The following is a 25,991-nucleotide window of genomic DNA, read 5'->3' on the forward strand; positions in this document are numbered from 1 at the left end:
TTCCGGCGGGGTTCCCCGGCCCCGGACCACACCTCGACTTTATACGTTTCCTTAACTTCACAACTTTGTGAAAGTAGCGTACGTTCAGAAACATGACGAAGGCAATCACCGTGGCCGGACTGCACAAGTCGTTCGGGCGGACGCACGCACTGGACGGCCTCGACCTCGCGGTCGAGACCGGTGAGGTCCATGGCTTCCTCGGGCCCAACGGTTCCGGGAAGTCCACCACCATCCGGATCCTGCTGGGCCTGCTGCGGGCCGACTCCGGCGCCGCCCAACTGCTCGGCCGGGACCCGTGGAAGGACGCGGTCGAACTGCACCGCCGGGTGGCGTACGTCCCCGGTGACGTCACCCTGTGGCGCAACCTCTCCGGCGGCGAGGTGATCGACCTGTACGGGAGGCTGCGCGGCGGCCTCGACACACAGCGGCGCGCCGACCTCGTCGAGCGGTTCGAACTGGACCCCACCAAGAAGGGGCGGACGTACTCCAAGGGCAACCGCCAGAAGGTCGCCCTGGTCGCCGCACTCGCATCCGACGTCGACCTGCTGATCCTGGACGAGCCGACCTCCGGGCTCGACCCGCTGATGGAGGAGGTCTTCACGGACTACGTGCGGGAGGCCGCCCGCGAACGCGGCCAGACCGTACTGCTCTCCTCGCACATCCTGAGCGAGATCGAGACACTCTGCGACCGCGTCAGCATCATCCGCAGGGGCGTCACGGTCGAGACCGGGTCCCTCGCGGACCTGCGCCACCTGACCCGTACCAGCGTCACCGCCGAACTGGCCGCCGCGCCGAACGGGCTCGCCCAGTTGCCCGGCGTCCATGACCTCGACGTCCAGGGCAGGCGGGTCCGGCTCCAGGTGGACACCGACAAGCTGGACGCCGTGCTGCGTTCGCTCACCACCTCGGGAGTACGGTCGCTGACCAGCACCCCGCCCACCCTGGAGGAGCTGTTCCTCCGGCACTACCAGGACGATGCGGCCACGGTCGCGGAAGAGGCGATGTCGCGATGACTGCGGGACTCGCGGTACGCGGCGACGCCGGCCAACTCACCGGCACCAACCCGCTGTTCAGGCTCGCTCTGCGCCGGGACCGCATCATGCTTCCGGTGTGGGTCCTCGTGCTCACCCTGATGGTCGTCAGCGGCGGCTCGTCGATCGAGCAGCTCTACGACACTCCGGCCGCGCGCGCCGAGGTCGCCGCGTCCATGAGCGCGAACAGCTCCCTGCGCTCCATGTACGGACCGGTCTTCGGTGACTCGATCGGAGGTCTGGTGGCCTGGCGGTTCGGCGTCTTCGCCGCCACGCTGGCCGCCGTGATGAGCCTGATCATCGTCATCCGGCACACCCGCGAGGAGGAGGAGACGGGCCGTCAGGAACTGCTCTCCTCGGCCATGGTGGGGCGGCGCGCCCCGCTGACATCGGCACTGGTCACCGCCCTCGTCGCCAACGGGCTGGTCACCTTGTTCATCACGGGCGGCCTCGCCGCACAGGGTGGCACAGGAGCACTGGCGCTCGGGCTCGCCGTCGGCGCGACCGGAATGCTCTTCGCCACCATGGCGGCGATCGTCGCGCAGCTCACCGAGAGCGCGCGGCTCGCCAAGGGCATGACGGGCGGCGTGCTCGGCCTCGCCTTCCTGCTTCGGGCGGCCGGAGACTCCGGTGTGAACGACGGGTCGTCCGTGCTGACCTGGCTGTCGCCGATCGGCTGGGCCGAGAACATGCGGCCGTACGCCGGCGAGCGCTGGTGGGTGCTGCTGCTCTTCGTGGCGGCGATCGCGGCTCAGGCCGCGGCCGCGTACACACTCACCGCGCGGCGCGACATCGGCATGGGCTTCCTCCCCGCACGTCCGGGCCCGGCCGAGGGCCGGCTCGCCACCGCAGGGGGCCTGGCCTGGCGGCTGCAGCGCGGCACACTGTTCGGCTGGACCGCGGGCTTCGCTGTCGCGGGCGTCGTCTTCGGCGGCATGGCCGAGGGTGCGGCCGACCTGGTGGGTGACAACGAGCAGGCCAAGGAGATCTTCGCGCGGATGGGCGGACAGGAGGGCATGACCCAGGCCTTCCTGGCCACGATGGTCGGGATGCTGGGGATGATGGCCGCGCTGTACGTGGTGGCATCGATCCTGCGCCTGCACGGCGAGGAGACCTCGCAGCGCGCCGAACCGCTGCTCGCGAACCGCCTCGGGCGGTTGCGGTGGGCAGCCGGGCACCTGATGACCGCGTTCGGCGGCGCGATCGCCATCATGCTGGTCGGCGGGCTCGGTCTGGCCGTCGGATACGGCAACGAGTTCGGTGCGGTGCTCGGGGCCGCGCTGGTCCAGGTGCCCGCGATCTGGCTCCTCGGCGGTCTGGCGGTCCTGCTGTACGGAGCGCTCCCCAAAGCGGCTCCCGCGGCATGGGGTGTGGTGGGAGCTTGCCTGTTGATCGGGTGGATCGGCCCGGCGCTCGACCTGCCCCAGTCGGTGATGAACCTGTCACCCTTCGGCCACCTGCCGAAGCTGCCGGGCACCGAGATGCAGTGGGCTCCGGTGCTGCTGCTCACCGCGATGGCGGTGGCGCTGACGGGCGCGGGACTGGCGGCGTTGCGGCGGCGCGACCTCCTGACCTGAGCGACGGACCGGCCGAACCGGGTCCGGCCGAACCGCCGGGACGGCCGAACCGCCATGCGGCCCGGCCCCGGAAGGACGGAACTCTTCCGGGGACGGGGCGCCGCCTCCTGGAGGGAAGTGGGGCCGCGCCCTCCCCTGTGCCCTGGTCCTGCCTGCGCGCACCGCCTTCGGCGTCCTGGAGAGACCGGGCCCCGTGTGCGGGGCGCGCCCGGCGGCTTCCCGTCACAGCTCCACGCGCAGCTCCTTCACGCCCCTGATCACGTAACCCGGGTTCCACTCCGGCTCGGCCGCCAGCCGCATCCCGGGCGCCCGGCGCAGCAACTCGCCGAAGGAGGCCGAGAGTTCCACCCGGGCGAGCGGCGCGCCCAGGCAGAAGTGGATGCCGGCGCCGAACGAGACGTGCGGATTCTCCCGGCGGGTCAGGTCCAGCGTCTCCGGGTCCACAAACCGCTCCGGGTCCCGGTTCGCCGACCCGAACAGCAGCGCCACCTCCGAACCCCGCGGAATCACCGTGCCGTCGATCTCGATGTCGTCGAGGACCCAGCGCTCGAACATCTGCAACGGAGTGTCGTACCGCAGCAACTCCTCGACTGCCGTGGGCAGCAGCCCGTGGTCGGCACGCAGGGCCGCCAGCTGCTCGGGGTGGCGCAACAGCGTCCACCAGCCGTTCACGGTCGTGTTGACCGTCGCCTCGTGGCCCGCGTTCAGCAGGAGCACACAGGTGGAGACCATCTCCTGCTCGCTCAGCCGCTCCCCCTCGTCGTGCGCGGCGATGAGCGCGGAGATCAGATCCGTACCGGGGTTCCTGCGGCGCTCCGCGATCAGCTCCCGCAGATGGGCGGAGAACTCCTCCGAGGCGCGAACGGCGGCGCTCGCGGTCTCCTCGGACGGGTTCAGTTCGAACATCCCGCAGATCGCCGCCGACCAGGGCCGCAACGGAGCGCGGTCGGACGCGGGGATGCCCAGCATCTCGGCGATGACGGCGACGGGCAGCGGTTCGGCTACCGCGGTGAGCAGGTCGCCGCCGCCCGCCTCGACGAAGTCGTCGACCAGCTCGGCGGCCAGCCGCCGTACCGTCGGGACGAGCCGCTCCACCGTACGCGGCGTGAACGCCTTGGAGACCAGGCGCCGGATCCGGGTGTGGTCGGGGGCCTCCAGGTCGAGGAGCCCCTGCCCGTTGAGGGTGGTGAAGGGCTCGTACGCGGCGGGCGGCGGCGTGCGGCCGAACTCCTCGTGGGTGAAGCGGTGCAGATAGGTGCGGCCCAGGCGCCGGTCCCGCAGCAGCGCCGACACATCGGCGTGGTGCGGGACGAGCCACTGGTCCGTGGGCTCGAACCGGTGCACCCGGCCGGTGGCCCGCAGTGCGGCGTAGGCGGGGTACGGGTCGGCGACGAACACCGGCGACCAGGGATCGAACGAAGCGGCGGACTCGGGTTGCGGAGACGGGTGCATGGAAGGACGCTAACCGCCCGGCCCGCCGGTGGGGCGGCTCAGGCCGGGGTGACCAGCCTCGCCTCGTACGCGAACACCGCCGCCTGGGTACGGTCCCGCAGCCCGAGCTTCACCAGGATGCGGCTCACATGCGTCTTGATGGTGGACTCGGCGACCACCAGATGTGAGGCGATCTCCGCGTTCGACAGGCCCTGCGCGATCAGGACGAGCACCTCCGTCTCGCGCTCCGTCAGATCGCCGATCCGGGCGAGCGCGGGCGGCCGGGGAGCCCCCGCGAGCCGGGAGAACTCGGTGATCAGCCGCTTTGTGACGGTCGGTGCCAGCAGCGCCTCCCCGGCCGCCACCACCCGTACCCCGTCGGCGAGCTGGCGGGCGGAGGCGTCCTTCAGCAGGAACCCGGACGCGCCGGCGCGCAGTGCCTGGTACACGTACTCGTCGAGGTCGAACGTGGTCAGCACGAGCACCTTGGCGTCCGCGTCGTTCGTGACGATCTCACGGGTCGCCTCGATGCCGTTGAGCTCCGGCATCCGGATGTCCATCAGCACCACGTCGGGCCGGAGCGCGGCGGCCTGGGCGATCGCCTGCCGGCCGTCGACGGCCTCGCCGACGACCTCGATGCCCGGCATCGCCCCCAGGAGCACCGAGAAGCCCTCCCGGACCATCATCTGGTCGTCGACGATCAGGACACGGATGTCGTTCATGAGGTCTCGCTCTGCGTCGGTTCCTGGGCCAGGGCTACAGGGATGAACACGGCGATCTCGTACCCGCCGTCCCCGGTCGTCTCGGCGGTCATCTCGCCGTTCAGCATGGCGACCCGCTCCCGCATCCCCGTGATGCCGTGCCCGGCCCCCGGCGAGGGCTTCACCGGGCCGGTCGGCGGCCCGTTGACGACCCGCAGTCCGAGCCCGCCGAGCACATAGCCGATCTCGACCTTGGCGGTGGCGCCGGGCGCGTGCCGCAACGTGTTGCTGAGGGCTTCCTGGATGATCCGGTACGCCGACAGCTCGACGCCCTGCGGCAGTTCGCGTACCGCACCGGTGACGGTCTTCTCCGCCACCAGGCCCGCGTCCGCCACATTGGCGAGCAGTCCGTCCAGCTGGGCGAGGGTGGGCTGCGGGGCGTCCGGCGCCTCGTAGTCCTCGGCCCGTACGACGCCGAGGACGCGGCGCAGTTCGGTGAGGGCGGCGACGGCGTTCTCCCGGATGGTTACGAAGGCCTGCTCCAGCTCGGGCGGAGGGTTCTCCACCCGGTACGGGGCGGCCTCGGCCTGGATCGCGACGACCGACATGTGATGGGCGACCACGTCGTGCAGCTCGCGGGCGATGGTGGTGCGCTCCTCCAGCAGTGTGCGCCGGTCGCGCTCCACGGCGGTGACGGTGCGCTGCACGGTCACCTCACGCTCCGCCTCCCGACGGGTCTGCACGACGGTCACCACGAGCAGGGCGAACGCGGAGGCCACGGCCATGGGCCCGGTGGTCGACGAGTAGTGCCAGCCGACGTTCTCCAGGAAGGTGCCGAGCACCACGGTCAGGACCCACATCCAGGCGGCGGTACGCGGCCGGGTCCGGGCGGCGACCACGACGAGCACCACCAGGTGCGAGAAGAACATGCTCGGCACCCACGGCCAGTCGCCGCCGGTGATCACTGCTGTCACCGGAGTGAGCGCCATCGACATCCAGAACGCGCCGACCGGCCGGAACAGCGTCATAGCGACGGTCAGTGCCGGGAGCAGCCCGGCCAGAACGATCTCGAACCCGGACCAGGGCCCGGGGCCGTCCGCCGCGCCGAGGCCTATGAGGGCCGTGATCAGCGCGGCCAGCCCGACCAGTGCGTGCGGCGTCCGGGCGGCCCGCGCGCGCATCCGCTCGGACAGCCGCCGGGTCAGCGCCCCGTCGGTCCGCATGGGCGCCAGCGGACGGTAGGCGAACGCATCATGGAAGAGGTCCTGCCGCAGGCCGCCTATCGCCCCTGCGGCCAGCCGGAACTCGGGGCTTCTGGTCTTGGTGGTCTCGGTCACGCTCCCAAGGTAGGCGGCCGGGCCCGCGACGTCGTCAGCAGTGATACGGATCCCGCGGCATCCGTCGCAAGGACTACCGAAGCCGGGAAATCGGCGACGAATGCGACTGCCGGATGCCTCCCGCGTCCCGTGTCACCACGCCAGCTGGGCGATCTCCTCCGCCACCACCGCACACGCGTCCGCCGCCGGATCGATCAACGGGAAGTGCCCGACCTCCTCCAGCAGTGTCAGCCCCACCGTCTCGCCCGCCTTGGCCGCCGCGTCCACGAACGCCTCGGCGACCGCGTGCGGCACGGTCAGATCGGTGCGTCCCTGCACGACCGCGGTGGCGATCCCGGTCGGCAGCAGCGCGGCCGGATCGGCGTACGGGCTCCGCGCGGCGAAGTCCGCTTCCCGCCCGAGGAGTTGACCCACCGCGCCGGAGCAGACATCCAGCTCCACCGCCGTGGCGAAGTCGGCGATCGGCGCGAGGGCGACGACCCCGCGCAGCGGCGGCGCCGCGGCGAGCCGCCACGGCGACCCCTGCGGCAGTACGTGCCGGGCCGCGGCCCACAGCGCCAGCTGGCCGCCCGCGGAATGCCCGGTCACGACGATCCGTCGCGCATCGGCGTCCGGAAGCGCGACGGCCAGCAGACCGGGCAGCGCGTCCATCGCCGCGGCGACATCGTCGAAGGTCTCCGGCCAACGGCCCGCGACCGGACCCGAACCCCGCTGCTGCGGAAGCTCGCTGCCACGCCGGTACTCGACGTTGGCGACGGCGAACCCGCGCCGGGCCAGGAAGTCCGCGAACGGCGTCACATGGCGCCGGTCGTACGGCCCCCGCCACGCACCACCGTGCAGGACGACCACGACGGGCGCCCCGGCCCGCCCGTCGCGCGGGGCGTAGAAGTCGATCACCTGGTCGGGATGGTCGCCGTAGGCGGCCGAGGCGTCGGGGGCGACGGCCGGATGCGAGAAGGCCGACTCGGTCTCGACTGCGTCCCGATCACGCGCGGCGGAATCCGACATGGTGCTCCAACCATCCGACAGAGGTGCCCAACTGGCCTGACCAGCGGGGACGGTATCAGCACGCGGTACCGCGTCCCCACGGGGTTCACCGTGGGGACGCGGCAGGCGTCACACCTCGCCGAGCACCCCGTCGAGCGCCCTGCCCGACACCTCGCTCAGCACCTCACCCAGCACCCGCGCAGCCCGCTCGACATCCGCGAATCCCACGTAGAGCGGGGTGAACCCGAACCTCAGCACATCCGGCCGCCGCAGGTCCCCGACCACGCCCCGCGCGATCAGCGCACGCATCACCGGCTCGGTGACCCCCGCGTCCACGCACCGCAACGACACCTGGCTGCCGCGCTCCGCATGTGCCTGCGGCGTGACCGGAACGACCACACCCTCCGGCGCATACGCCCCGACGCACTCCAGGAAGAAGTCCGTCAGGGCCAGCGACTTGGCCCGCACCGCGTCGACCGTCACCCCGTCCCACACGTCCAGCGCCGCTTCGAGCGCCAGCATGGACAGGATGTCGGGGGTTCCGACCCGGCCGCGTACGGAACCGTCCGCGGGCGCGTATCCGGGATCCATCGCGAACGGGTCGGCGTGCGACGTCCACCCCGGCAGCGGCGAGTCGAAGGCCGCCTGATGCCGCTCGGCGACGTACAGGTACGCGGGCGAACCCGGGCCGCCGTTCAGGTACTTGTACGTACAGCCGACCGCCAGGTCCACCCCGTGCCCGTCCAGGCCCACGGGCAGCGCGCCCGCGCTGTGGCACAGGTCCCAGACGGCGAGGCCGCCCGCCGCCTGCACGGTGGCGGTGAGGCCGGGCAGGTCGTGCAGCCGGCCGGTGCGGAAGTCGACGTGGTTGAGCAGGGCGACCGCGGTACGGGGCCCGACCGCGGTCGACACGTCCCCGGGTGCGACGGGGACGAGCCGGTGCCCGGTCATCCGGGCGGCGGACTCGGCCATGTACCCGTCCGTGGGAAACGTCGTCGCATCGACGAGGATCTCGTCGCGCCCCTCCGGCGCCAGCCGGCTCGCGGCGACGACGGCCTTGAAGACGTTCACGCTGGTGGAGTCACCGACGACGATCTGCCCGGCGGCGGCCCCGACGAGCGGTGCTATCCGGTCACCGATCCGCTCGGGCGCGGTCCACCAGCCGCTCTCGTCCCAGGACCGGATCCGCAGCTCGCCCCACTCGCGGGTGAGGACCTCCTGCATCCGGGCGGGTACGTGCCGCGGCAGGGCGCCGAGCGAGTTGCCGTCGAGGTACACCCCGTCGTCGAGGGTGAACAGCTTGCGCAGATCAGCGAGTTCGTCGGCGGTGTCGAGTGCCGCGGCCCGCGCGGCGAAGGCCTCAGACATGGCTGCGCGCCGTCCACAGCTCGGGGAACACGTTCTTCGTGGCCCGCTTCTCCAGCCACGCGACCCCGGCGGAGCCGCCGGTGCCGGTCTTCGAGCCCATCGCGCGCCGGGTGGCGACGAGGTGGTCGTTGCGCCAGCGCCACACCAGTTCGCCGACGTCGGTGAGCGCCTCGCCGAGCCGGACGAGGTCGTCGTACCGCTCGGGGTCGGCGTAGATCTCCGCCCAGACGGCCTCGACCTCGGGGGACGGCTCGTACTTCTGCGTCAGGTCGCGACCGAGAACGGACTGGGGCACCCCGTGGCCGCGCCGGGCGAGCAGGGCGAGCACCTCGTCGTACAGGCTCGGCTCGGCGAGCGCCTTCTCCAGCTCGGCGTGGACGCGGGGCGCGCCCCGGTGCGGTACGAGCATGGACGCGGACTTGTCGCCGAGCAGGAACTCCATCCGCCGGTACATCGCCGACTGGAAGCCGGAGCCCTCGCCGAGTGCGCCACGGTAGGAGTTGAACTGGGCGGGGGTGAGCTGGGCGAGCGGCGTCCAGGACGCGTTGAGCGCCTCCAGTTCCCGTACCGACCGCTTCAGCGCATCGCGCGCGACCGTCAGCCGGTCCTGGCGCAGGGCGTGCGCGGCGGTCTCCCACTCATGGACGATGACCGTGAACCACAGCTCCATGACCTGGGTGGTGACCAGGAAGACCATCTCGCCCGGGTCGTCGGAGCGAAGGTGCTGGAGGTGGGTCAGGACATCCGCCTGGACATAGTCCTCGTACGGAGTCGTTCCCGCGAAGTCCAGGTGCGGGGTGTCCGCACCGGTGGCTTCGGGGTCGGGGTGGATCGTCGACATTTCTGTCTCCTCGACACGAGCTTCCGGGTAGCGGTCCGCCCCTTCCGTGAGGTGATGGAGCTCCGGTCCCCTGCCCGCATCCTAAGCGGACCCCGGGGAAACGTGCAGGCCCCGCAGACGGCGGTACGTCTGCAGGGCCTGTGACACCGTCCCGGAGGTCCTAACCGAGGATCTCGGCGGCGGTCGGCGACGAGTCGCGGAGGAACGTCGAGCAGCGCTCGTACTCCTCCTGCTCACCGATCGACTGAGCCGCGCGCGCGAGGGCGTGCAGGGCGCGAAGGAAGCCACGGTTCGGCTCGTGCTCGAACGGTACGGGCCCGTGGCCCTTCCAGCCGGCCCTGCGCAGTGCGTCGAGGCCACGGTGGTAGCCGGTGCGGGCGTAGGCGTACGACTCGACGACACGGCCGCCCTCGAACGCCTCGTCGGCGAGCTGCGCCCAGGCCAGCGAAGAGGTCGGGTACTTCGCGGCGACATCGGCCGGGGCTGTGCCGTTCGCGAGGAGCTCGCGCGGCTCGGGGTCGTCGGGCAGGTGGGTCGGGGGAGGTCCCCCGAGCAGGTTCTCGTGGATGGACATGGGTTCAAGTGTGCCTGGCACATGCGCGCCGGGGGTAGCCGGGCGTCCTCGGACCGGTCAGGTCCGGCCGGGTTCCCCGTTCTCGTCCCGCACGGGCTCCAGCGGAGGCGCCGCGACGTTGCAGTGCACGGTGCATTCGGGACGCGCCTTGCCCTTCCGGACCACGGGCGGTGTCCGTACGGTCGCCCAGGCGATCACCGAACCCAGCACCATCAGGCCGGCACACATCGGCATGGCCCGCTTGAAGGCCGCCGCGAACTCACCCGCGTCGCGGTACGCCTCCGGGCCCATCCCGGCCAGCAGCGGCAGCGCGGCGACGGCGATCAGCCCGGCCGCCCGGGCCGCCGCGTTGTTGATCCCGCTGGCCAGTCCGGCCCGCGCGGTGTCGACGGAGGCGAGGACGGTCGCGGTGAGCGGCGCGACCAGGGTGACCAGGCCCAGGCCGATCACGGCGACGGCGGGCAGCACATGCTGCACGTACCCGGAGACGGAGGCGTCACCGGGCCCGATCCGCAGCATGAGCAGCATCCCGGCGGCGGCGAGCAGCGGTCCGACGGTGAGCGGGATACGGGGCCCGATGCGCTGCGCCAGCTCGCCCGACGAGGCGGAGAACAGCAGCATCAGCACCGTGGTCGGAAGGAGGGCGGTGCCGGCGCCGAGGGCGGAGTACCCGGCCACGACCTGGAGCAGGATGGCGGAGAGGAAGAAATAGCCGCCGAGCGCCGCGTACACACAGAGCGTGACGATATTGACGCTGGTGAACTGCCGGGACTCGAACACCGACGGGGGCAGCATGGGGTGTGCCCGCCGCCGCTCCAGCTGCACGAACGCCACCCCGAGCAGGACCCCGCCCACGGCCGCCCCGATCACCGCGGCGGACGCCCCCCGGCCGGGCGCCTCGATCAACGCATAGGTCACCAGGGCAAGAGCCAGTGCGCCGAGCACGGCCCCCAGAACGTCGAAGCGCCCGTGTGCCTGCGGGTCCCGCGACTCGGGTACGTGACGCAGCGCGACCGGCGCGCAGACGGCGGCCACCGGCACATTGATCAGAAACACCCACCGCCACCCGGGGCCGTCGACGAGCCACCCCCCGACGAACGGCCCGACGGCGGCCCCCACGCCGCCGAAACCCGACCACAGCCCGACGGCACGCGCCCGGTCGTCCGGATGAAAACTTGCCTGGATCAACGCCAGCGACCCGGGGGTGAGGAGTGCCCCGCCCACCCCCTGGAGGGCGCGGGCACCGATCAGAACGGCGGCATTCGGCGCAATCCCGCACAGCAACGAGGCAGTGGCGAACCAGATCACCCCCACGACGAAGACCCTTCGCCGCCCGTACCGGTCCCCGAGTGCCCCTCCGAGAAGGATCAGCCCGGCGAGCGTCAGCATGTAGGCGTTGACGGTCCACTGCAGGGCGGCCAGATCGGTGCCGAGGTCCTTGCCGATACGGGGCAGGGCGACGTTGATGACGGTGGAGTCGAGCAGGGCCATGCTGGACCCGAGGACGGTGGTCAGGATGACCCAGCGCCCGGGTGCGGAGGCAGCACGGATCTCACCGGCCGGTGTCTCACCCATGCGAGCAGCATCGCCGCTACGGGGCACTCCGGCCAGTCCGGGTCCGGCCGCCCCACTCGCGGCCGCCCGCGCCCGCAGCGCGTGAGCACTGAGTAATGTGTGCGGAAATGTCCCGGTTCCGGAGATGGATTCCATGGATGACGACGAGACCGGCTCCGCAGGCGCGGGTGCCGCCACGGGCGCGGGCACGGGCCTCGGCCCCCACCTCAGCCGCAGCGCCGTCATCGGCCAGGTGGTACCGAGGACCGCCGTGATCGCCGGCGGCGGAGCACTGGCGATCTGGCAGCCCGCCTTCACGCTCGGCGCCTACAACGTCGTCTTCTACGACCAACTGCTCACCCTTTGGGCCGTGTCGACCGCCGTGATGCTGACCGCCCTGCTGCTGCGCGAACGCGGGCCGCGGCGCGGCTGGATGTACTGGGCGTGTCTGGCCCTGCCCAGTGTGTGGCTCGTCATCGCCGCCGTGGTGCCCCGCCACGGCGGCTGGCCGGACAAGACTCTCTTCTTCGCGGGCGGCATCCTCAGCATCATCGGCACCCCGCTGCTGGTCTGGGTGCTCCTGCACCTTCTGCTCTTCGGGGAGTCGGAGCTCTCCGCGCGCGAGCGGAGAGCGGTCATCGGCGTCGTCGTGGTCGTCGGCGCCCTCGCCTACGGGCTCGGCCAGCTGAACCACGTCTTTCTCACCTGCGGGGACTTCGACATCAGCGGAAACAGCGTCCCGTCCGGATGCCGGCCGGGACACGCTTCCCCGCTCGGCTGACGCACGGCTCCCCGGCGAACGCGTTCGCCCCTCGCCACCGGGCGGCCGTCCGCTACCTCACGGCCTCCAGCGCCCGCACCAGCGCGTCCACGCCCGCCTCGACCTTGCTCCGCGGGCACCCCACGTTCAGCCGCAGGAACCCCTCGGCCCCGTACACCGCACCCGGCATGATCGCGACCTTCTCGCGCTCGATCAGCACCCGCTGCAGGGCCTCGTCGTCCACACCCAGGGGGCGCAGATCGATCCACGCCAGATACCCGGCCTGCGGGGGCTGCCAGGACAGTTCGGGGGACGCCGCGTTCAGGCGTTCCGCGACCAGGGCCAGGTTCCCGGCCACGTACGCGCGTACCTCGTCCAGCCACGGCCCGCCCTGCCGGTACGCGGCTATGTGCGCGGTGAGCGACAGCACCGCCGGGGATGCCAGGCCCTCCGCCGTTTCCATGCGGCGCAGGAACTCCGTCCGGTCGGCCGGATCGCCGATGATGCCGTACGAGCCGGTCAGCGCCGGGAAGTTGAAGGACTTGGACGCGGACGAGATCACCGCCCAGCGGGCGTCACCGGCCACCCTCGTCCACGGCACATGCCGGTGGCCGTCGTGCACGAAGTCCGCATGGATCTCGTCACTGATCACCGCGACCCCGTGGCGCGCGGCCAGAGCGGCCATGCCGGCCAGCTCGGGCTCCGTCCACACCCGGCCGGTCGGGTTGTGCGGCGAGCAGAGCACCAGCACCTTCGCATCGGGGCGGGCCAGCTCCCGTTCCAGCGCCCCGGTGTCTCCCAGCGGCACGCCCCGCAGCTCGCGGCCGAGGCCGGTGATCGCCTTGCGGAAGCCGTCGTACGTGGGGGTGTGGACGACCACACCGTCGCCCTCGGCCGTCCACATCTGGAGGAGCTGCGAGAACTGGCTGAGCACGGACGGGCCGTAGACCAGTCGGCCGGTGTCCAGCTCGGTGCCGTACCGGGTCTCGTACCAGTGCGCGATCGCCGACCGGAAGTCGTCATGCTGCCAGCTGGTGTAGCCGAGCACCCCGTGGTCGAGGCGGGTCCGCAGTGCGGTCAGGACCTCGGGGGCCGTCTCGAAGTCCATGTCGGAGATGGTGAACGGGAGCAGCCCGTCGACACCGAACCGGTCGGCGACCCCGTCCCACTGGACACACCAGGTGCCCCTGCGGTCGATGACGGTGTCGAAGTCATAGCGCGCGTTCGCTTGCACAGTGGGCTCCTCGTGCTCGTTCACGGACATGCCGTGGGCCCGGCACCCCAGGGAGTACCGGGCCCACGGCCGCCGTTCGTACCTACTACTACTTCAGCTTGGTGCCGGTGGACCGCAGGTTGGCGCAGGCCTCCGTGACGCGCTTGGCCATGCCCGCCTCGGCGGACTTGCCCCAGCTGCGCGGGTCGTAGACCTTCTTGTTGCCGACCTCGCCGTCGACCTTCAGCACGCCGTCGTAGTTGCGGAACATGTGGTCCACGATCGGGCGGGTGAAGGCGTACTGGGTGTCGGTGTCGAGGTTCATCTTCACCACGCCGTTCTCCAGCGCGGTGGCGATCTCCTGCTCGGTGGAGCCGGAGCCGCCGTGGAAGACGAAATCGAAGGGCTGGCTGCCGGCTGTCTTGCCGTACTTGGCGCCGACGCCCTCCTGGAGGTCCTTGAGGAGCTCGGGACGGAGCACGACGTTGCCCGGCTTGTAGACGCCGTGCACGTTGCCGAAGGAGGCGGCCAGCAGGTAGCGGCCCTTCTCGCCCAGGCCGAGCGCCTCGGCGGTGCGCAGCGCGTCGTCGACGGTCGTGTAGAGCTCGTCGTTGATCTCGTGGGTGACGCCGTCCTCCTCGCCACCGGTCGGGGTGATCTCGACCTCGAGGATGATCTTCGCGGCGGCGGCCTTGGCCAGCAGTTCCTGGCCGATGGCCAGGTTGTCGGCGAGGGTCTCGGCCGAGCCGTCCCACATGTGGGACTGGAACAGCGGGTTCAGGCCCTTGGCGACCCGCTCGGCGGAGATGTCGAGCAGCGGACGTACGTAACCGTCCAGCTTGTCCTTGGGGCAGTGGTCGGTGTGCAGCGCGACCGTGACGTCGTACTTGGCGGCGACGATGTGCGCGAACTCGGCGAGGGCGACGGCGCCCGTGACCATGTCCTTGTTGTACTGGCCGCCGAGGAACTCCGCCCCACCGGTGGAGATCTGGACGATGCCGTCGCTCTCCGCCTCCGCGAAGCCGCGCAGTGCAGCGTGCAGGGTCTGGGTCGACGTCACATTGATGGCCGGGTAGGCGAACTTGCCTGCCTTCGCCCGGTCGAGCATCTCGGCGTAGACCTCGGGGGTTGCGATGGGCATCTGTCCGCTCCTTGGGATGTGCGGGTGTGCGTTGCTGGTTCCCTGACCTGGGGGCGACGTCATCGTCGCCCCCATCTTCCCAGACTCTCGCTTCGGCTCCACCCGGCGTACTCCCTCAACGTTCCGCCCGGGGAACTGAAGGCATACGACAAGGGCGGACGGTTTCACGTGAAACCATCCGCCCTCGGAGAAAATCGCAGATCAGACCGGCAATCAGGCCAGGTCGAGGTCTGCCACGGTGTAGGCGTGGAGGTACGGGAGACCGGCCTCGGCAATGGCCGGAGCCGCACCCCGCTCCACGATCGTGGCGACGGCGACGACTTCGCCACCGGCCTCGCGCACCGCCTCGACGGCCGTCAGCGGCGAGCCACCGGTGGTCGAGGTGTCCTCGACCACCAGACAACGGCGGCCCTTCACGTCCGTGCCCTCGATCCGGCGCTGCATGCCGTGCGCCTTCTGCGCCTTGCGGACGACGAAAGCGTCCAAGGTCTTCCCGCGCGCGGCGGAGGCATGCAGCATCGACGTGGCCACCGGGTCGGCGCCCAGCGTCAGCCCGCCCACGCAGTCGTAGTCCAGCTCGGCGGTCTCGTCGAGCATGACCTGACCGACCATCGGAGCGGCCGTACCGTCCAGCGTGATGCGCCGCAGGTCGATGTACCAGTCGGCTTCCAGACCCGAGGAGAGGGTCACCTTGCCGTGCACCACGGCCTTGTCCTTGATCTGCTGGAGCAGCTCAGCGCGTACGTCAGTCATGGCTACGAGCTTAAGGGCTGTCGCGTAGGGCCTGTCCGGCTCAGAGCCTGCGCCAGCTCCAGGTCGTCGCGATCTCCAGCGGCTCGATCGGGGTCACATACCGGGGCGCGGTGTTCAGTCCGTTCGGCGGGCCCGACTGCGGCTCCACGCAGACCGCCTCGGTCTGCTCGTCGTAGACGACGACCCATTCGGCCCGGCTCTTCACCTTCAACTCCAGTTGCTCCGGCCAGGTGAGCGTCACATCGACCCCGTCGGGCATCCCGAAACAGTCGTCCCACGGACCGGGCATGGCCGGGATCCGGCGGCCGGTCGGCAGATGGTCCTCGCCCCGCTCCTCCTGCCAGGCGGCGTCGAAGGCGATCTGTACGTCACCACCGGTCCCGAGATTCCGAAGGAACCACGGGTGCCAGCCGGCCTGCGCCGGGAACGAGTCCCCGTACGTCTCGACACCGAAGGCGAGCGTGAGTGAGTCCTCGGCCAGTTCGAAGGTCTGGGTCACCCGGCCCGGGTACGGCCACGGCTCGGCGAGGTCGTAGTAGAACGCGGCCTGTGACTCGTCCGCCTTGGCGGTGCGCCAGGCCGTGTCGCGGCCGGTGCCGTGAATGGCGTGCGGCGGGGAGTTCACGGGCAGCTGGTGCGGCACGTCGCCGTTGAGGAAGTGCCCGTACCCGGTCCGTCCGCACCACGGCACCATCGGGAAGCAGCCGTACCGCTCCCCCTGCCGCAGCAGCTCGGTACCACCGATCCGGAGGCTGCTGATCCGGCAGCCGTTGGTGGGGTTCACGGTCAACTCGGTGTCGCCGACGGACAGCCGGACGTTCTTCTCGCTACTGCTCACACGACGACACTACTGGCGCCGCTACCTCCGGCGCCGCAGCGCCCGGCCCACCACGACCGCGGAAGCGAGCGCGAGGGCGGCCGCCGGCGCCACCCAGCGCAGGGTGGCACCCGCGGTGGTCGGGTCGGGCGACGGCACGGGGGCGTACCGCCCGCGCGGCGGCGCGTGGTCGACCTCCTCGGCACTGCGCCCGATCATGGTCCGCCGGGCGTGCGCGGCCTCGGCGGGCGGCTCGTCGGGGACGGTGAACTCGATGTCCGCGACGGGGTCGAGCGACGGTGGGGGGACGGGAGCGTCGAAGACCGAACCGGTACCGGGGAGCGACCCGGCGGCGTCGTCCTGGGTGGACCCGCCCTCGGGGGGCGCTTCGGGGGACTCCCCCGCCGTCGTCTCGTCCGCCGTCTCCGCGGCCTCCTCGATCGCCCGGTCCACGGCTTCGTCGACAGCCAGGTCCACAACCGCGCCGGCCGGCCCGTCGGACTCGCCCGCCGGTCCGTCGGCAGCCGGTCCGTGGGACGCCAGCGTCTCTGTCACCAGCTGCTGCGTGAAGCGGTCCAGCAGCCGGTGGGCCGCCGCGAGCGTCGCCTCGCGGTCCAGTTCCACGATGCGGCCCTCGCCGCCCGCCGTGCCCGTGAAGCCGATCGTCGTGCCGCCGTCCGTCTCCGTCAGGCGGATCGTCAGGGCGAGCTTCGCCGAGCCGCCGCCCCGCGCCTCGACGCCCTCGCCCTCGACGGAGATCCCGGCCCCGTCCGGCAGCGCGGCCGACGTCAGCGTGCCGCGGTATGTGATCGTGTGGCTGCCGATCCGGACCTTGAGCCGGCCGGACAGGGGGCCCGCCGACGCGTCGGCGTCCTGCTGGAGGCCTGGTACACAGCGCGCGACCCGGGCAGGATCGCCCAGCGTCCGCCGAAGGGACAGGACCGGAACCGGAACGAACACCTCATGCTCCATGGAAACCGAGCCTACTCAGGCGCGGCCGCCCCGTCAGCGCTTCCGCACCCGGAAGCGGGACTCGGCACCGAAGACCTCCCCCACCCCCTCACGGCTCCTCCCAGTACCGCGGATGCACCAGCGTCGACGGCGCCTGCTCCGGCAGCCGCCCCCGCTCCGCGTCCCGGGACGCGCCCGCCAGTACCTCGTCCGTCAGGAAGCGGAGTTCCGGTGCCCGGGGGGACAGACCCAGCGCCGGGGCCCGCGGCCCACGGTGGGCGAGAACGAAGCCCCAGCCGTGCGAGGCCTGCGCCCGGTCCGTCGTGCGGTCCGGGCCCGCCGAGACGCCGGTGCGGCGGCCGCTGATGCCGTACGAGCGGGTGCTCAGGCCCGCCGCCCGCACGGAGGCCTCGACCGTCCAGAACGTCCGCGGCCGGCTGTTCGGCGGCCCCCCGTGCACCACCAGGCGGCCCCCCGGGGCCAGGGCCTCGGCGACCAGACCGTAGAACTCCGCGGAGTACAGCTTCGTGCTCGCCGTGATGCCGGGATCGGGCAGATCGGAGATCACCACGTCGTAGCCGCCGTGCCCCGCCCGCAACCAGTTGAACGCGTCCGCCGTCACGGCCGTCAGCCGCGGGTCGCGGTACGCGTGCGCGTTCAGCGCGGAGAGCGCGGGGTCCGTACGGGCCAGTCGGGTGACGCCGGGGTCGATCTCGACGAGCGTGACACTGCGTACGTCCGGGTAGCGCAGCACCTCACGGGCGGCCAGACCGTCGCCGCCGCCCAGGATCAGCACCCGCGCGTGACGCCCGTCCATCGCCGGGTGGACCAACGCCTCGTGGTACCGGTACTCGTCCCGTGCGCTGACCCGCAGCCGCCCGTCCAGATAGAGGTCCAGGGAGCTGCGGCCCGTCCCGGTGAGGACCACCTCCTGCACATCGGTCTGCACGGCGACCCGCACCTCGTCCCCGTACACCGCGCGCCGCGCCGCCCGCTCGAAGTCGTCGTCCAGGAGCGTGGCGGTGGCCAGCAGGGCGATCACCGACACGTTCACGAGGATCAGCAGCCACCGCGAGCGCCGGGTGAGGTCCCGGCGGAACACCCACAGCACCAGCGCCCCGCCCGCCGCCGCGTTGACCATGCCGGTGAGCAGCGCCCCGGTGAGCTGGCCGAGGACCGGCAGCAGCAGGAAGGGGAAAGCCAGTCCGCCGACGAGCGCCCCCACGTAGTCGGCGGCGAACAGATCCGCGACCGTCCCGCCCGCGTCCTGCCGGTCGACACGCTGGATCAGGGTCATCAGCAGCGGGATCTCCGCACCGATGAGGACGCCTATCGCGAGCGAGAACCCGACCAGCGCGAACCGGGACTCCCCGATCCAGGCGAACGACGCGTACAGCACGAGCGCGGAGGAGCCACCGATCAGTGCGAGCCCGGCCTCGATCAGCCCGAAGCCCACTGCCGCGTGGCCGCGTAACCGTTTCGCGAGCAGCGAGCCGATGCCCATGGCGAAGACCATCACGGACAGCACCACGGAGGCCTGGGTGACGGAATCTCCGATCAAGTAGGAGGCGAGCGCGACCAGTTCGAGCTCGTACACCAGCCCGCAGGCGGCGCAGATGAACACGGCGGCCAGCACGAGGAGCCGGCCGGTCCGCGGCCGCACGGGGATTCGCGCCGCGCTCCCTCGCAGCGACATCTGCTGGTCGATCATGATGCGAACGCTACGTCACGACGGCGTCGCCACCTGTCACCCACAAGGGTGCAAGTGCCGTGCACGCAAAGGTGTTCAGGAATTTCGGTGAGCCACCGCCGGGGTGCGCACGCCCACGCGGGTGCGGGTCACCACCAGCTGCCCCTCCTGCGGGTACGCATGCCAGGTGCGCCACCGCACCTGGCCCTCCGTCCGCTGCGCGAGCATGGCGGTGAAGGCGTGCGGGCTACCGGGGAACGTGCCGGCGAGGCCGTGCGGATGGTCGGTCACCAGCGCGAGGAGTTCCTGCGCACGCCCCGCGAAGGAGTCCTCGGAGAGCGTCTCGACGCGCGCCGCGAATTCGTACTCCCACTCCCCGAGCCGTTTGGCGACTCCGAGCGGCAGAGGCGTGCTGCTGCCCGGGATGCAGGCCACCGTCTCGGAGCAGCTGCCACCGTCCTCCTCGAGAAGCACCTGATGGGAGGCGCCGAGCAGACGCAGTTGCAGTTGGGCACCGCCGAGCTGGAGGTCGAGCACGGCCAGGGCGGGGAGCGGTTCGCGCCCCAGCGCCCAGGCCAGATCGGCAGCACGGGTGTCGGAATAGGCCGTCTGGAGGGTCGTGAGCATGGGTCGGCTCCGCAAAACACGCGTGGACACATGGACAGGGGGCGCCCCCGTGGCGACGTACGTGGGAGGTGGGGAGCGCCCGATCAGGTCCAACTGGGGTCCGAGGGCTGAATGTTCTCTCCAACGAGGGAATCACGAAGTGCGACGATGCACAGCGTTTTTGCCCAACTTGACGTGGTTTCCATCCCCTCGGGGGCCCTACGGTTCACGTGTTCACCGGGTACCTGCTGTCCGACCCAACAAAAAGGTGCCCGGCGGGAGTTCACCCGCCGGGCACCCGGTGACGCGGACCAGCTGCCCCGTGTCAGCTGCCTCCGCCGCATCCGCCCCCACCGCCGCACGACGAACCACCGCCGCACGAGGAGCCGCCCCCGCACGAGTGACCACCGGAGTGACCGCCCGAGTGACTGCCGCCCCCGCAGGACGCGCCGCCGCCTGCGTCGCCGCCCGCCCACCAGCTGCCACCGGCGGCCGCGCCGGCGCCCGCGCTGCGGCGCCCGGAGCGCCGGGAGGACGACGACTTGCCGCTGTTCGCCGACCGCAACATGGCGACGACGCAGCCGATCACAACGATCCCGGCCACCACCCCGAAGAATGCCCCCATCGACCTCACGTCCTTCCGTCCCCCGAAGCGAGGTCCCCCGCTTCATTTCCTTCCGCTTCTTGCGTGAATGGGGGATGCCCCCGGCCCCGCGGAGCCAAAGCAGACTTGAGCAACTCCAGAGCTTCGGCACAGGATGGCGGTCATGACACAGGGACGACCGCTGCTCAACCGCCGCCTCGCCGAATTCGGCACGACGATCTTCGCGGAGATGTCGGCGCTGGCCGTACGGACCGGCTCCATCAACCTCGGTCAGGGCTTCCCCGACACCGACGGCCCCGAAGAGATCCGGGAGGCCGCGGTCCGCGCGCTGCGCGCCGGACACGGCAACCAGTACCCGCCGGGCCCCGGGGTTCCCGAGCTGCGCACCGCGATCGCCGCCCATCAGCAGCGGCGGTACGCGCTCACGTACGACCCCGACTCCGAAGTGCTCGTCACGGCGGGCGCCACCGAGGCCATCGCCGCCACCCTGCTCGCCCTCGTGGAACCCGGCGACGAGGTCATCGCCCTGGAGCCGTACTACGACTCGTACGCCGCGTGCATCGCCATGGCGGGCGGCGCCCGCGTCCCGGTCACCCTGCGCCCGGACGCGCAGAGCGGTACGTACCGGCTCGACCTCGACGAGCTGCGCGCCGCCGTCACCCCCCGCACCCGGCTGATCCTCCTCAACACCCCGCACAACCCCACCGGCACCGTCCTGACCCGCGAGGAGCTGGCGGCGATCGCCGAACTCGCCTGCGAGCGGGACCTGCTCGTCGTCACCGACGAGGTGTACGAGCACCTGGTCTTCGAGGGTGAACACCTGCCGATCGCCGGGTTCCCCGGAATGCGCGAGCGGACCGTGACGATCGGTTCGGCCGGCAAGACGTTCTCGTTCACCGGGTGGAAGGTGGGCTGGGTGACCGCGAGCCCCGGGCTGGTGACGGCGGTCCGCTCCGCCAAGCAGTTCCTGACGTACGTGTCCGCGGGCCCGTTCCAGTACGCCGTCGCCGAGGCGCTGAACCTCCCCGACAGCTACTTCGAGGGGCTGCGCGCGGATCTGCGGGCCAAACGGGATCTGTTGAGCGGCGGGCTCGCCGAGGCCGGTTTCGAGGTCTACCGGCCGGCCGGGACGTACTTCGTCACCACCGACATCCGTCCGCTCGGCGGTGGGACCGACGGCTTCGCCTTCTGCCGCGCGCTGCCCGAGCGGTGCGGGGTCGTCGCCATCCCCAATGCGGTGTTCTACGACGATCAGGAGGCCGGCCGCAGCAAGGTCCGATTCGCCTTCTGCAAACGCGAGGACGTCCTGCGCGAGGCTGTTTCACGGCTCAAGGGCCTGTGACCTCCGGGGAATGCACCGTGCCGGAGCTCGCCCTCGTCCGGCGTGCGGAGCGACGGAAGCCCGGCCGGAGGCGGCGGTCGTGGTGACCGTCGCCCCGGCCGGGCTGCCGCTCGCAGGCGCTCCGGATCAGGCGCTCGGCGCCGCGTCGTCGCCGTCGGTCTTCTTCTCGGCCGGCTCCAGGCCCAGACGCTCCAGCAGCCACTTGTCGAACTCGATCGAGGCCCGCACCCAGCTGACCGTCGACGAGACGAAGTGCTCCAGGCTGACGCCCGTACCGATGAGCATCTGCGCCTCACCGATCAGACGGACCGAGGTCTCCGTGTCCTCGGCGCCCTCCTCGGCCTCGTGGACGTGCGTGTAGACCTTCGGCCACAGCGTGCGGCGGTTCCAGTCGTCGATCGCGTCGAGGAGGACCGGACGCTGGTCCATGGCGTGGGGACGGTCGTAGAACGTACGCACCGAGAAGACCTGCTGCTCGTCCTCACCACGGAACATGAAGTACGTGCGGAACTCTTCCCACGGCGCCGCGAGGTCGCCCTCGTCGTCGACGACGTACTTCAGCTCCATCTGCTCGAGGAGCTGCTTGACGAGGTCCTGGTCAGGGACGACGGGGCCCTCCGGTCCTGCCGCCTGCGGTTCGGGCTGGCCCCCGAAATTCGGAATCGAGGACGGGTCGATGCTCACCGTGAATTTCCCTTCGTACGGTTGCCGCCATCCTCCCCCATGGCAGGCGGGGGATGGCAACCCCCAGCTGGGCCGATCAGCTACAGGCTGACACGATCCGGCCCGCGCGGTGCTCATGGGGAGCCGGTCCGGAGGGGGGAATGCCGTGGAAGGAACACCCGGACGGACTCATGCGGGCCCGGACAGTCGTGTACGAGGACGGGCACACCGTCCTCGTACACGTCAGCCCGTCCGGCGGCCGACGCCCGCCGGGCCCGTCACCGCACGGCGCCCACGATCAGGCCGGCCTCCTCGTCCTCCCCGAACACATCCACCCGTACGGTGTCCCCGTCCCTGACCTCGCCCGCGAGGATCTCCTTCGCGAGCCGGTCACCGATCGCGGTCTGGATGAGGCGACGCAGCGGCCGCGCCCCGTACGCCGGGTCGTTGCCCTCCTTCGCCAGCCAGGCCAGCGCGGCCGGGGTGACGTCGAGGGTGAGCCGCCGGTCGGCGAGCCGCTTGGCGAGCCGGCCGATCTGCAGCGCGGCGATGTGCGCGAGCTCGTCGCCGGAGAGGGCCGAGAAGACCACCAGGTCGTCGAGCCGGTTGAGGAACTCCGGCTTGAAGGAGGCGCGTACGACCTCCAGGACCCGCGCCTTCTTCTCCTCCGGCTTCATCAACGGATCGACCAGGAACTGGCTGCCCAGGTTCGACGTCAGGACCAGGATGGTGTTGCGGAAGTCCACCGTCCGGCCCTGACCGTCGGTGAGCCGGCCGTCGTCGAGCACCTGGAGCAGGATGTCGAAGACCTCGGGGTGGGCCTTCTCCACCTCGTCCAGCAGGATGACGCTGTACGGACGGCGGCGGACCGCCTCCGTGAGCTGGCCGCCCTCCTCGTACCCCACATAGCCGGGCGGGGCACCGACCAGCCGGGCGACACTGTGCTTCTCGCCGTACTCGCTCATGTCGATACGGACCATGGCCCGCTCGTCGTCGAACAGGAAGTCGGCGAGGGCCTTCGCAAGTTCGGTCTTGCCGACACCGGTCGGACCGAGGAAGAGGAACGATCCGGTGGGCCGGTCCGGGTCGGCGATGCCGGCCCTGGTGCGGCGTACCGCATCCGACACCGCCTGCACGGCCTCGGCCTGGCCGATCAGCCGCCTGCCCAGCTCCTCCTCCATGCGCAGCAGCTTCTGCGTCTCGCCCTCCAGGAGCCGGCCGGCCGGGATGCCGGTCCAGGCGCCGACCACATCGGCGATGTCGTCCGGGCCGACCTCCTCCTTGACCATGGTGTCCTTGGCGGCTTCCTGCTCCGCCTCGTCGGCTTCCGCGAGCTCCCGCTCCAGACCGGGGATCTCCCCGTACAGCAGTTTGGAGGCGGTGTCGAAGTCGCCGTCGCGCTGGGCGCGTTCGGCCTGGCCGCGCAGGTCGTCGAGGCGCTCCTTCAGTTCACCGACGCGGTTGAGGCTCTGCTTCTCCTTCTCCCAGCGGGCGGTGAGGCCGCGCAGCTCCTCCTCCTTGTCGGCGAGGTCGCGGCGGAGTTTCTCCAGACGCTGGACGGAAGCGGCATCCGTCTCGTTCTTCAGTGCCAGCTCCTCCATCCGGAGGCGGTCGACGGAGCGCTGCAGTTCGTCGATCTCGACGGGCGAGGAGTCGATCTCCATGCGCAGCCGGGACGCCGCCTCGTCGACCAGGTCGATGGCCTTGTCGGGGAGGAAGCGGGAGGTGATGTAGCGGTCGGACAGGGTCGCGGCTGCAACCAGCGCGGAGTCCGCGATCTGTACCTTGTGGTGCGCCTCGTACCGCCCCTTGAGCCCGCGCAGGATCGCGATGGTGTCCTCGACGGACGGTTCGGCGACCAGAACCTGCTGGAAGCGGCGCTCCAGCGCGGCGTCCTTCTCGATGCGCTCGCGGTACTCGTCGAGCGTCGTCGCGCCGACCATCCGCAGCTCACCACGGGCCAGCATCGGCTTGAGCATGTTGCCGGCGTCCATGGCGGAGTCCCCGCCCGCCCCGGCGCCCACGACGGTGTGCAGCTCGTCGATGAACGTGATGATCTGCCCGTCGCTCTCCTTGATCTCGGAGAGGACGGACTTCAGCCGCTCCTCGAACTCACCGCGGTACTTGGCGCCGGCGACCATGGCCCCGAGGTCCAGCGAGACGAGCCGCTTGTTCCTCAGGCTCTCGGGCACGTCGCCCTTGACGATGCGCTGAGCAAGCCCTTCGACGACGGCCGTCTTGCCGACGCCGGGCTCGCCGATGAGCACGGGGTTGTTCTTCGTGCGCCGCGACAGGACCTGCACGACGCGCCGGATCTCGTGGTCACGCCCGATGACGGGGTCGAGCTTGCCCTCGCGCGCGGCCGCCGTGAAGTCGGTGCCGAACTTCTCCAGGGCCTTGTACTGGCCCTCCGGGTCGGGTGTGGTCACCCGGCGCCCTCCCCTGCTCTTCTCGAATGCGTTCAGCAGCTTCTTCGCACTGGCACCCTGCTGGGTGAGGATCTCACCGGCGCGGCCGCCCTCGGCCGCGATACCGATCAGCAGATGCTCGGTGGAGAGGTAGTCGTCGCCGAGCTCCTTCGCGCGCTGCGCGGCGTCGGCGATGACGGCGAGCAGCTCACGGTTGGGCTGCGGCGGGGCGACGGTCGCCCCGGTCACGCTGGGCAACGACGCGAGCAACCGGTCCGTCTGGGTCCGTACGGCGACCTGGTCGGCGTCGACAGCGGCGAGCAGGTCGATGATGTTCTCGTTGTCCTCGCCCTCCAGCAGAGCGAGCAGCAGATGCCCCGGGGTCAGATCGGCGTGCCCATCCTTCACGGCCCTGCTGGTGGCCGCATTGATGGCGTCCCGGCTCTTGTTGGTCAGCTCGGCGTCCACGTGCGCTCTCTCCTCCTTGCGGTGGCTGGTCCGTCCACATCTTTCGCGATAACTGACTCAGTCAACGTCCACAAAGTTGAGTCTATTCCACTCAAGGCGAGATCCTGGCGAAAACCACCGGACTCCGGCAGACCACCGATGGAAACCCGCTCCTGTCCGAGTCAACCGGCCGGACAACCCCCGCGCCACCGCAGGACCGGGCGACGGCTGCCTACCCTTTGTCCATGGCCGTAGACGTACGCAACCCCAGTCCCGAGTACCTCGCCTTCTGGCGCGAGTACCACGTGTGCACCCTGACCACCCTCCGCCCCGACGGCACCCCGCACGTGGTGCCGGTCGGCGTGACGTACGACCCCGAGGCCGGGCTCGCGCGCATCATCACCAACAAGAGCAGCAGAAAGGTCGCCCACGTCCTGGCCGCCGGCCCGGACGGGGCACGGGTGGCGGTCTGCCAGGTCGACCGGGGCCGCTGGGCGACGCTGGAGGGCCGTGCGACGATCCGCACGGAGCAGGACGTGGTCGACGACGCGGTACGCCGTTACGCGGAACGCTACGAGCGCACCCCGGCACCCAATCCGGACCGGGTCGTCATCGAGATCGCCCTCGACCGGGCCCTCGGGCGGGGCGCACCGGTCCGCACGGCCTGACCGCCGGCAGCTCCCGGCCGCCCGTCCCCGGACAGCACAGCGGCGCCACCGTGTTCAGGTCACGATGGCGCCGCTGTGTGGGGGAAGTGTCTGAGCGACATGGAACGACGGGGGATCGCTCAGGCACTGCGGGGGGTGGCGGTGATGGTTTCGGGTTCGATCAGCTGGTGGTCACGCTGATCGAGGTTGACGAAGATCATTCCGTACCGGATCGCACAACGAACGGGCTGCGGCGCCCCGCGGGGGCGACGAAGACATCGGTAGGCGCGGACCTCTTCGTCGTCCTCCAGGACGACGACGATCGGCTCCCCGAGCAGGGTGACCATCAACGAATCGCCATGGCGGGGGAGTGCCGTGAGCAGATCGATGAAGTGCCACCCTGAACGGTATGCGGAGGCCATCTCCCGCCGGAAAACCCGGTCGTCCGGCGGGATGGTCATGCGCCCGCCAGATCCGCCGGGATGCTGTCCCAGGTGATATCGCCTGCCACGTTCAACGACTCAGCACCTTGGGCGGCAGCACTCGGC

At 71.0% G+C, this 25,991-nt stretch carries 24 protein-coding genes; 5 read left to right on the forward strand and 19 right to left on the reverse strand.

The window, feature by feature from the left end; translation table 11 throughout:
* The first annotated feature begins 92 nt into the window (after nucleotides 1–92).
* Together OG963_RS22145 and OG963_RS22150 are read left to right on the forward strand one after the other, a co-directional pair.
* Nucleotides 93–1,013, forward strand: coding sequence for an ABC transporter ATP-binding protein (locus tag OG963_RS22145; protein WP_030929350.1), 921 nt, complete (start codon nucleotides 93–95; stop codon nucleotides 1,011–1,013).
* Nucleotides 1,010–2,608: an ABC transporter permease gene (locus OG963_RS22150; protein WP_093931216.1), complete on the forward strand. Its 1,599-nt coding sequence runs from the start codon at nucleotides 1,010–1,012 to the stop codon at nucleotides 2,606–2,608. The genes OG963_RS22145 and OG963_RS22150 overlap by 4 nt, the downstream gene beginning before the upstream one ends.
* 222 nt (nucleotides 2,609–2,830) lie before the next feature.
* On the opposite strand, the gene OG963_RS22155 is transcribed toward OG963_RS22150, so the two are convergent.
* The 8 genes from OG963_RS22155 to OG963_RS22190 form a co-directional block, all read right to left on the reverse strand.
* A complete protein-coding gene (locus tag OG963_RS22155) occupies nucleotides 2,831–4,060 on the reverse strand; it encodes a cytochrome P450 (RefSeq protein ID WP_371799371.1) in 1,230 nt (409 codons plus the stop codon).
* A gap of 38 nt (nucleotides 4,061–4,098) precedes the next feature.
* Nucleotides 4,099–4,761 (reverse strand): response regulator transcription factor, encoded by a 663-nt coding sequence (locus tag OG963_RS22160; protein WP_093773539.1) that lies wholly within the window; start codon nucleotides 4,759–4,761, stop codon nucleotides 4,099–4,101.
* Nucleotides 4,758–6,077, reverse strand: a complete 1,320-nt coding sequence (locus OG963_RS22165) for a sensor histidine kinase (protein ID WP_093773541.1) — start codon at nucleotides 6,075–6,077, stop codon at nucleotides 4,758–4,760. Before OG963_RS22165 ends, OG963_RS22160 begins: the two co-directional genes overlap by 4 nt.
* A gap of 132 nt (nucleotides 6,078–6,209) precedes the next feature.
* Complete coding sequence (locus OG963_RS22170) at nucleotides 6,210–7,085, reverse strand: S9 family peptidase (RefSeq protein WP_093931214.1); 876 nt, start codon at nucleotides 7,083–7,085, stop codon at nucleotides 6,210–6,212.
* A 108-nt stretch (nucleotides 7,086–7,193) separates the two neighbouring features.
* Nucleotides 7,194–8,432, reverse strand: a complete 1,239-nt coding sequence (gene kynU / locus OG963_RS22175) for a kynureninase (protein ID WP_093773545.1) — start codon at nucleotides 8,430–8,432, stop codon at nucleotides 7,194–7,196.
* Nucleotides 8,425–9,273: a tryptophan 2,3-dioxygenase family protein gene (locus OG963_RS22180; RefSeq protein ID WP_030929334.1), complete on the reverse strand. Its 849-nt coding sequence runs from the start codon at nucleotides 9,271–9,273 to the stop codon at nucleotides 8,425–8,427. The genes kynU and OG963_RS22180 overlap by 8 nt, the downstream gene beginning before the upstream one ends.
* A 160-nt stretch (nucleotides 9,274–9,433) precedes the next feature.
* Nucleotides 9,434–9,847 carry a DUF3151 domain-containing protein gene (locus tag OG963_RS22185; protein WP_030929332.1) on the reverse strand — a complete coding sequence of 138 codons (414 nt, stop codon included), beginning with the start codon at nucleotides 9,845–9,847 and terminating at the stop codon, nucleotides 9,434–9,436.
* Between the two features lie 57 nt (nucleotides 9,848–9,904).
* Nucleotides 9,905–11,422 (reverse strand): MFS transporter, encoded by a 1,518-nt coding sequence (locus tag OG963_RS22190; RefSeq protein WP_093773547.1) that lies wholly within the window; start codon nucleotides 11,420–11,422, stop codon nucleotides 9,905–9,907.
* Nucleotides 11,423–11,555: 133 nt separating this feature from the next.
* Between OG963_RS22190 and OG963_RS22195 the strand changes: the two genes are divergently transcribed.
* Nucleotides 11,556–12,182: a hypothetical protein gene (locus OG963_RS22195; protein WP_051878974.1), complete on the forward strand. Its 627-nt coding sequence runs from the start codon at nucleotides 11,556–11,558 to the stop codon at nucleotides 12,180–12,182.
* A gap of 52 nt (nucleotides 12,183–12,234) precedes the next feature.
* Here OG963_RS22195 and OG963_RS22200 read toward each other — a convergent pair whose 3' ends face one another.
* The 8 genes from OG963_RS22200 to OG963_RS22235 form a co-directional block, all read right to left on the reverse strand.
* Nucleotides 12,235–13,425: a MalY/PatB family protein gene (locus OG963_RS22200; protein WP_371799372.1), complete on the reverse strand. Its 1,191-nt coding sequence runs from the start codon at nucleotides 13,423–13,425 to the stop codon at nucleotides 12,235–12,237.
* 58 nt (nucleotides 13,426–13,483) lie between these two features.
* The gene (gene fbaA, locus OG963_RS22205; protein WP_030929325.1) at nucleotides 13,484–14,515 is read right to left on the reverse strand and encodes a class II fructose-bisphosphate aldolase; all 1,032 of its coding nucleotides are present in this window, start codon (nucleotides 14,513–14,515) and stop codon (nucleotides 13,484–13,486) included.
* A 213-nt stretch (nucleotides 14,516–14,728) separates the two neighbouring features.
* Nucleotides 14,729–15,268 carry an orotate phosphoribosyltransferase gene (gene pyrE, locus OG963_RS22210; RefSeq protein ID WP_030929323.1) on the reverse strand — a complete coding sequence of 180 codons (540 nt, stop codon included), beginning with the start codon at nucleotides 15,266–15,268 and terminating at the stop codon, nucleotides 14,729–14,731.
* Between the two features lie 40 nt (nucleotides 15,269–15,308).
* Nucleotides 15,309–16,106 carry an aldose epimerase gene (locus OG963_RS22215; protein ID WP_093773551.1) on the reverse strand — a complete coding sequence of 266 codons (798 nt, stop codon included), beginning with the start codon at nucleotides 16,104–16,106 and terminating at the stop codon, nucleotides 15,309–15,311.
* A gap of 21 nt (nucleotides 16,107–16,127) precedes the next feature.
* Nucleotides 16,128–17,057, reverse strand: coding sequence for an SRPBCC domain-containing protein (locus OG963_RS22220; RefSeq protein WP_176902172.1), 930 nt, complete (start codon nucleotides 17,055–17,057; stop codon nucleotides 16,128–16,130).
* An 88-nt stretch (nucleotides 17,058–17,145) separates the two neighbouring features.
* A complete protein-coding gene (locus OG963_RS22225) occupies nucleotides 17,146–18,747 on the reverse strand; it encodes a polyamine aminopropyltransferase (RefSeq protein ID WP_093931212.1) in 1,602 nt (533 codons plus the stop codon).
* Between the two features lie 75 nt (nucleotides 18,748–18,822).
* Nucleotides 18,823–19,353 (reverse strand): DUF2617 family protein, encoded by a 531-nt coding sequence (locus OG963_RS22230; protein WP_030929315.1) that lies wholly within the window; start codon nucleotides 19,351–19,353, stop codon nucleotides 18,823–18,825.
* Nucleotides 19,354–19,657: 304 nt separating this feature from the next.
* Nucleotides 19,658–19,957 carry a hypothetical protein gene (locus OG963_RS22235; RefSeq protein WP_093773555.1) on the reverse strand — a complete coding sequence of 100 codons (300 nt, stop codon included), beginning with the start codon at nucleotides 19,955–19,957 and terminating at the stop codon, nucleotides 19,658–19,660.
* Nucleotides 19,958–20,099: 142 nt separating this feature from the next.
* Here OG963_RS22235 and OG963_RS22240 point away from each other — a divergent pair, with 142 nt between their 5' ends.
* Complete coding sequence (locus tag OG963_RS22240; protein WP_030929313.1) at nucleotides 20,100–21,278, forward strand: pyridoxal phosphate-dependent aminotransferase; 1,179 nt, start codon at nucleotides 20,100–20,102, stop codon at nucleotides 21,276–21,278.
* 126 nt (nucleotides 21,279–21,404) lie between these two features.
* On the opposite strand, the gene OG963_RS22245 is transcribed toward OG963_RS22240, so the two are convergent.
* Together OG963_RS22245 and clpB are read right to left on the reverse strand one after the other, a co-directional pair.
* Nucleotides 21,405–21,962: a YbjN domain-containing protein gene (locus OG963_RS22245; protein ID WP_030929311.1), complete on the reverse strand. Its 558-nt coding sequence runs from the start codon at nucleotides 21,960–21,962 to the stop codon at nucleotides 21,405–21,407.
* Between the two features lie 257 nt (nucleotides 21,963–22,219).
* Complete coding sequence (gene clpB, locus OG963_RS22250) at nucleotides 22,220–24,817, reverse strand: ATP-dependent chaperone ClpB (RefSeq protein ID WP_093773557.1); 2,598 nt, start codon at nucleotides 24,815–24,817, stop codon at nucleotides 22,220–22,222.
* 224 nt (nucleotides 24,818–25,041) lie between these two features.
* Here clpB and OG963_RS22255 point away from each other — a divergent pair, with 224 nt between their 5' ends.
* A complete protein-coding gene (locus OG963_RS22255; protein ID WP_093773559.1) occupies nucleotides 25,042–25,464 on the forward strand; it encodes a pyridoxamine 5'-phosphate oxidase family protein in 423 nt (140 codons plus the stop codon).
* Between the two features lie 119 nt (nucleotides 25,465–25,583).
* Here OG963_RS22255 and OG963_RS22260 read toward each other — a convergent pair whose 3' ends face one another.
* Complete coding sequence (locus OG963_RS22260) at nucleotides 25,584–25,904, reverse strand: hypothetical protein (protein ID WP_030929305.1); 321 nt, start codon at nucleotides 25,902–25,904, stop codon at nucleotides 25,584–25,586.
* Nucleotides 25,905–25,991 lie beyond the last annotated feature (87 nt).

The sequence above is a fragment of the Streptomyces sp. NBC_01707 genome, assembly GCF_041438805.1.
GTDB lineage: Bacteria > Actinomycetota > Actinomycetes > Streptomycetales > Streptomycetaceae > Streptomyces.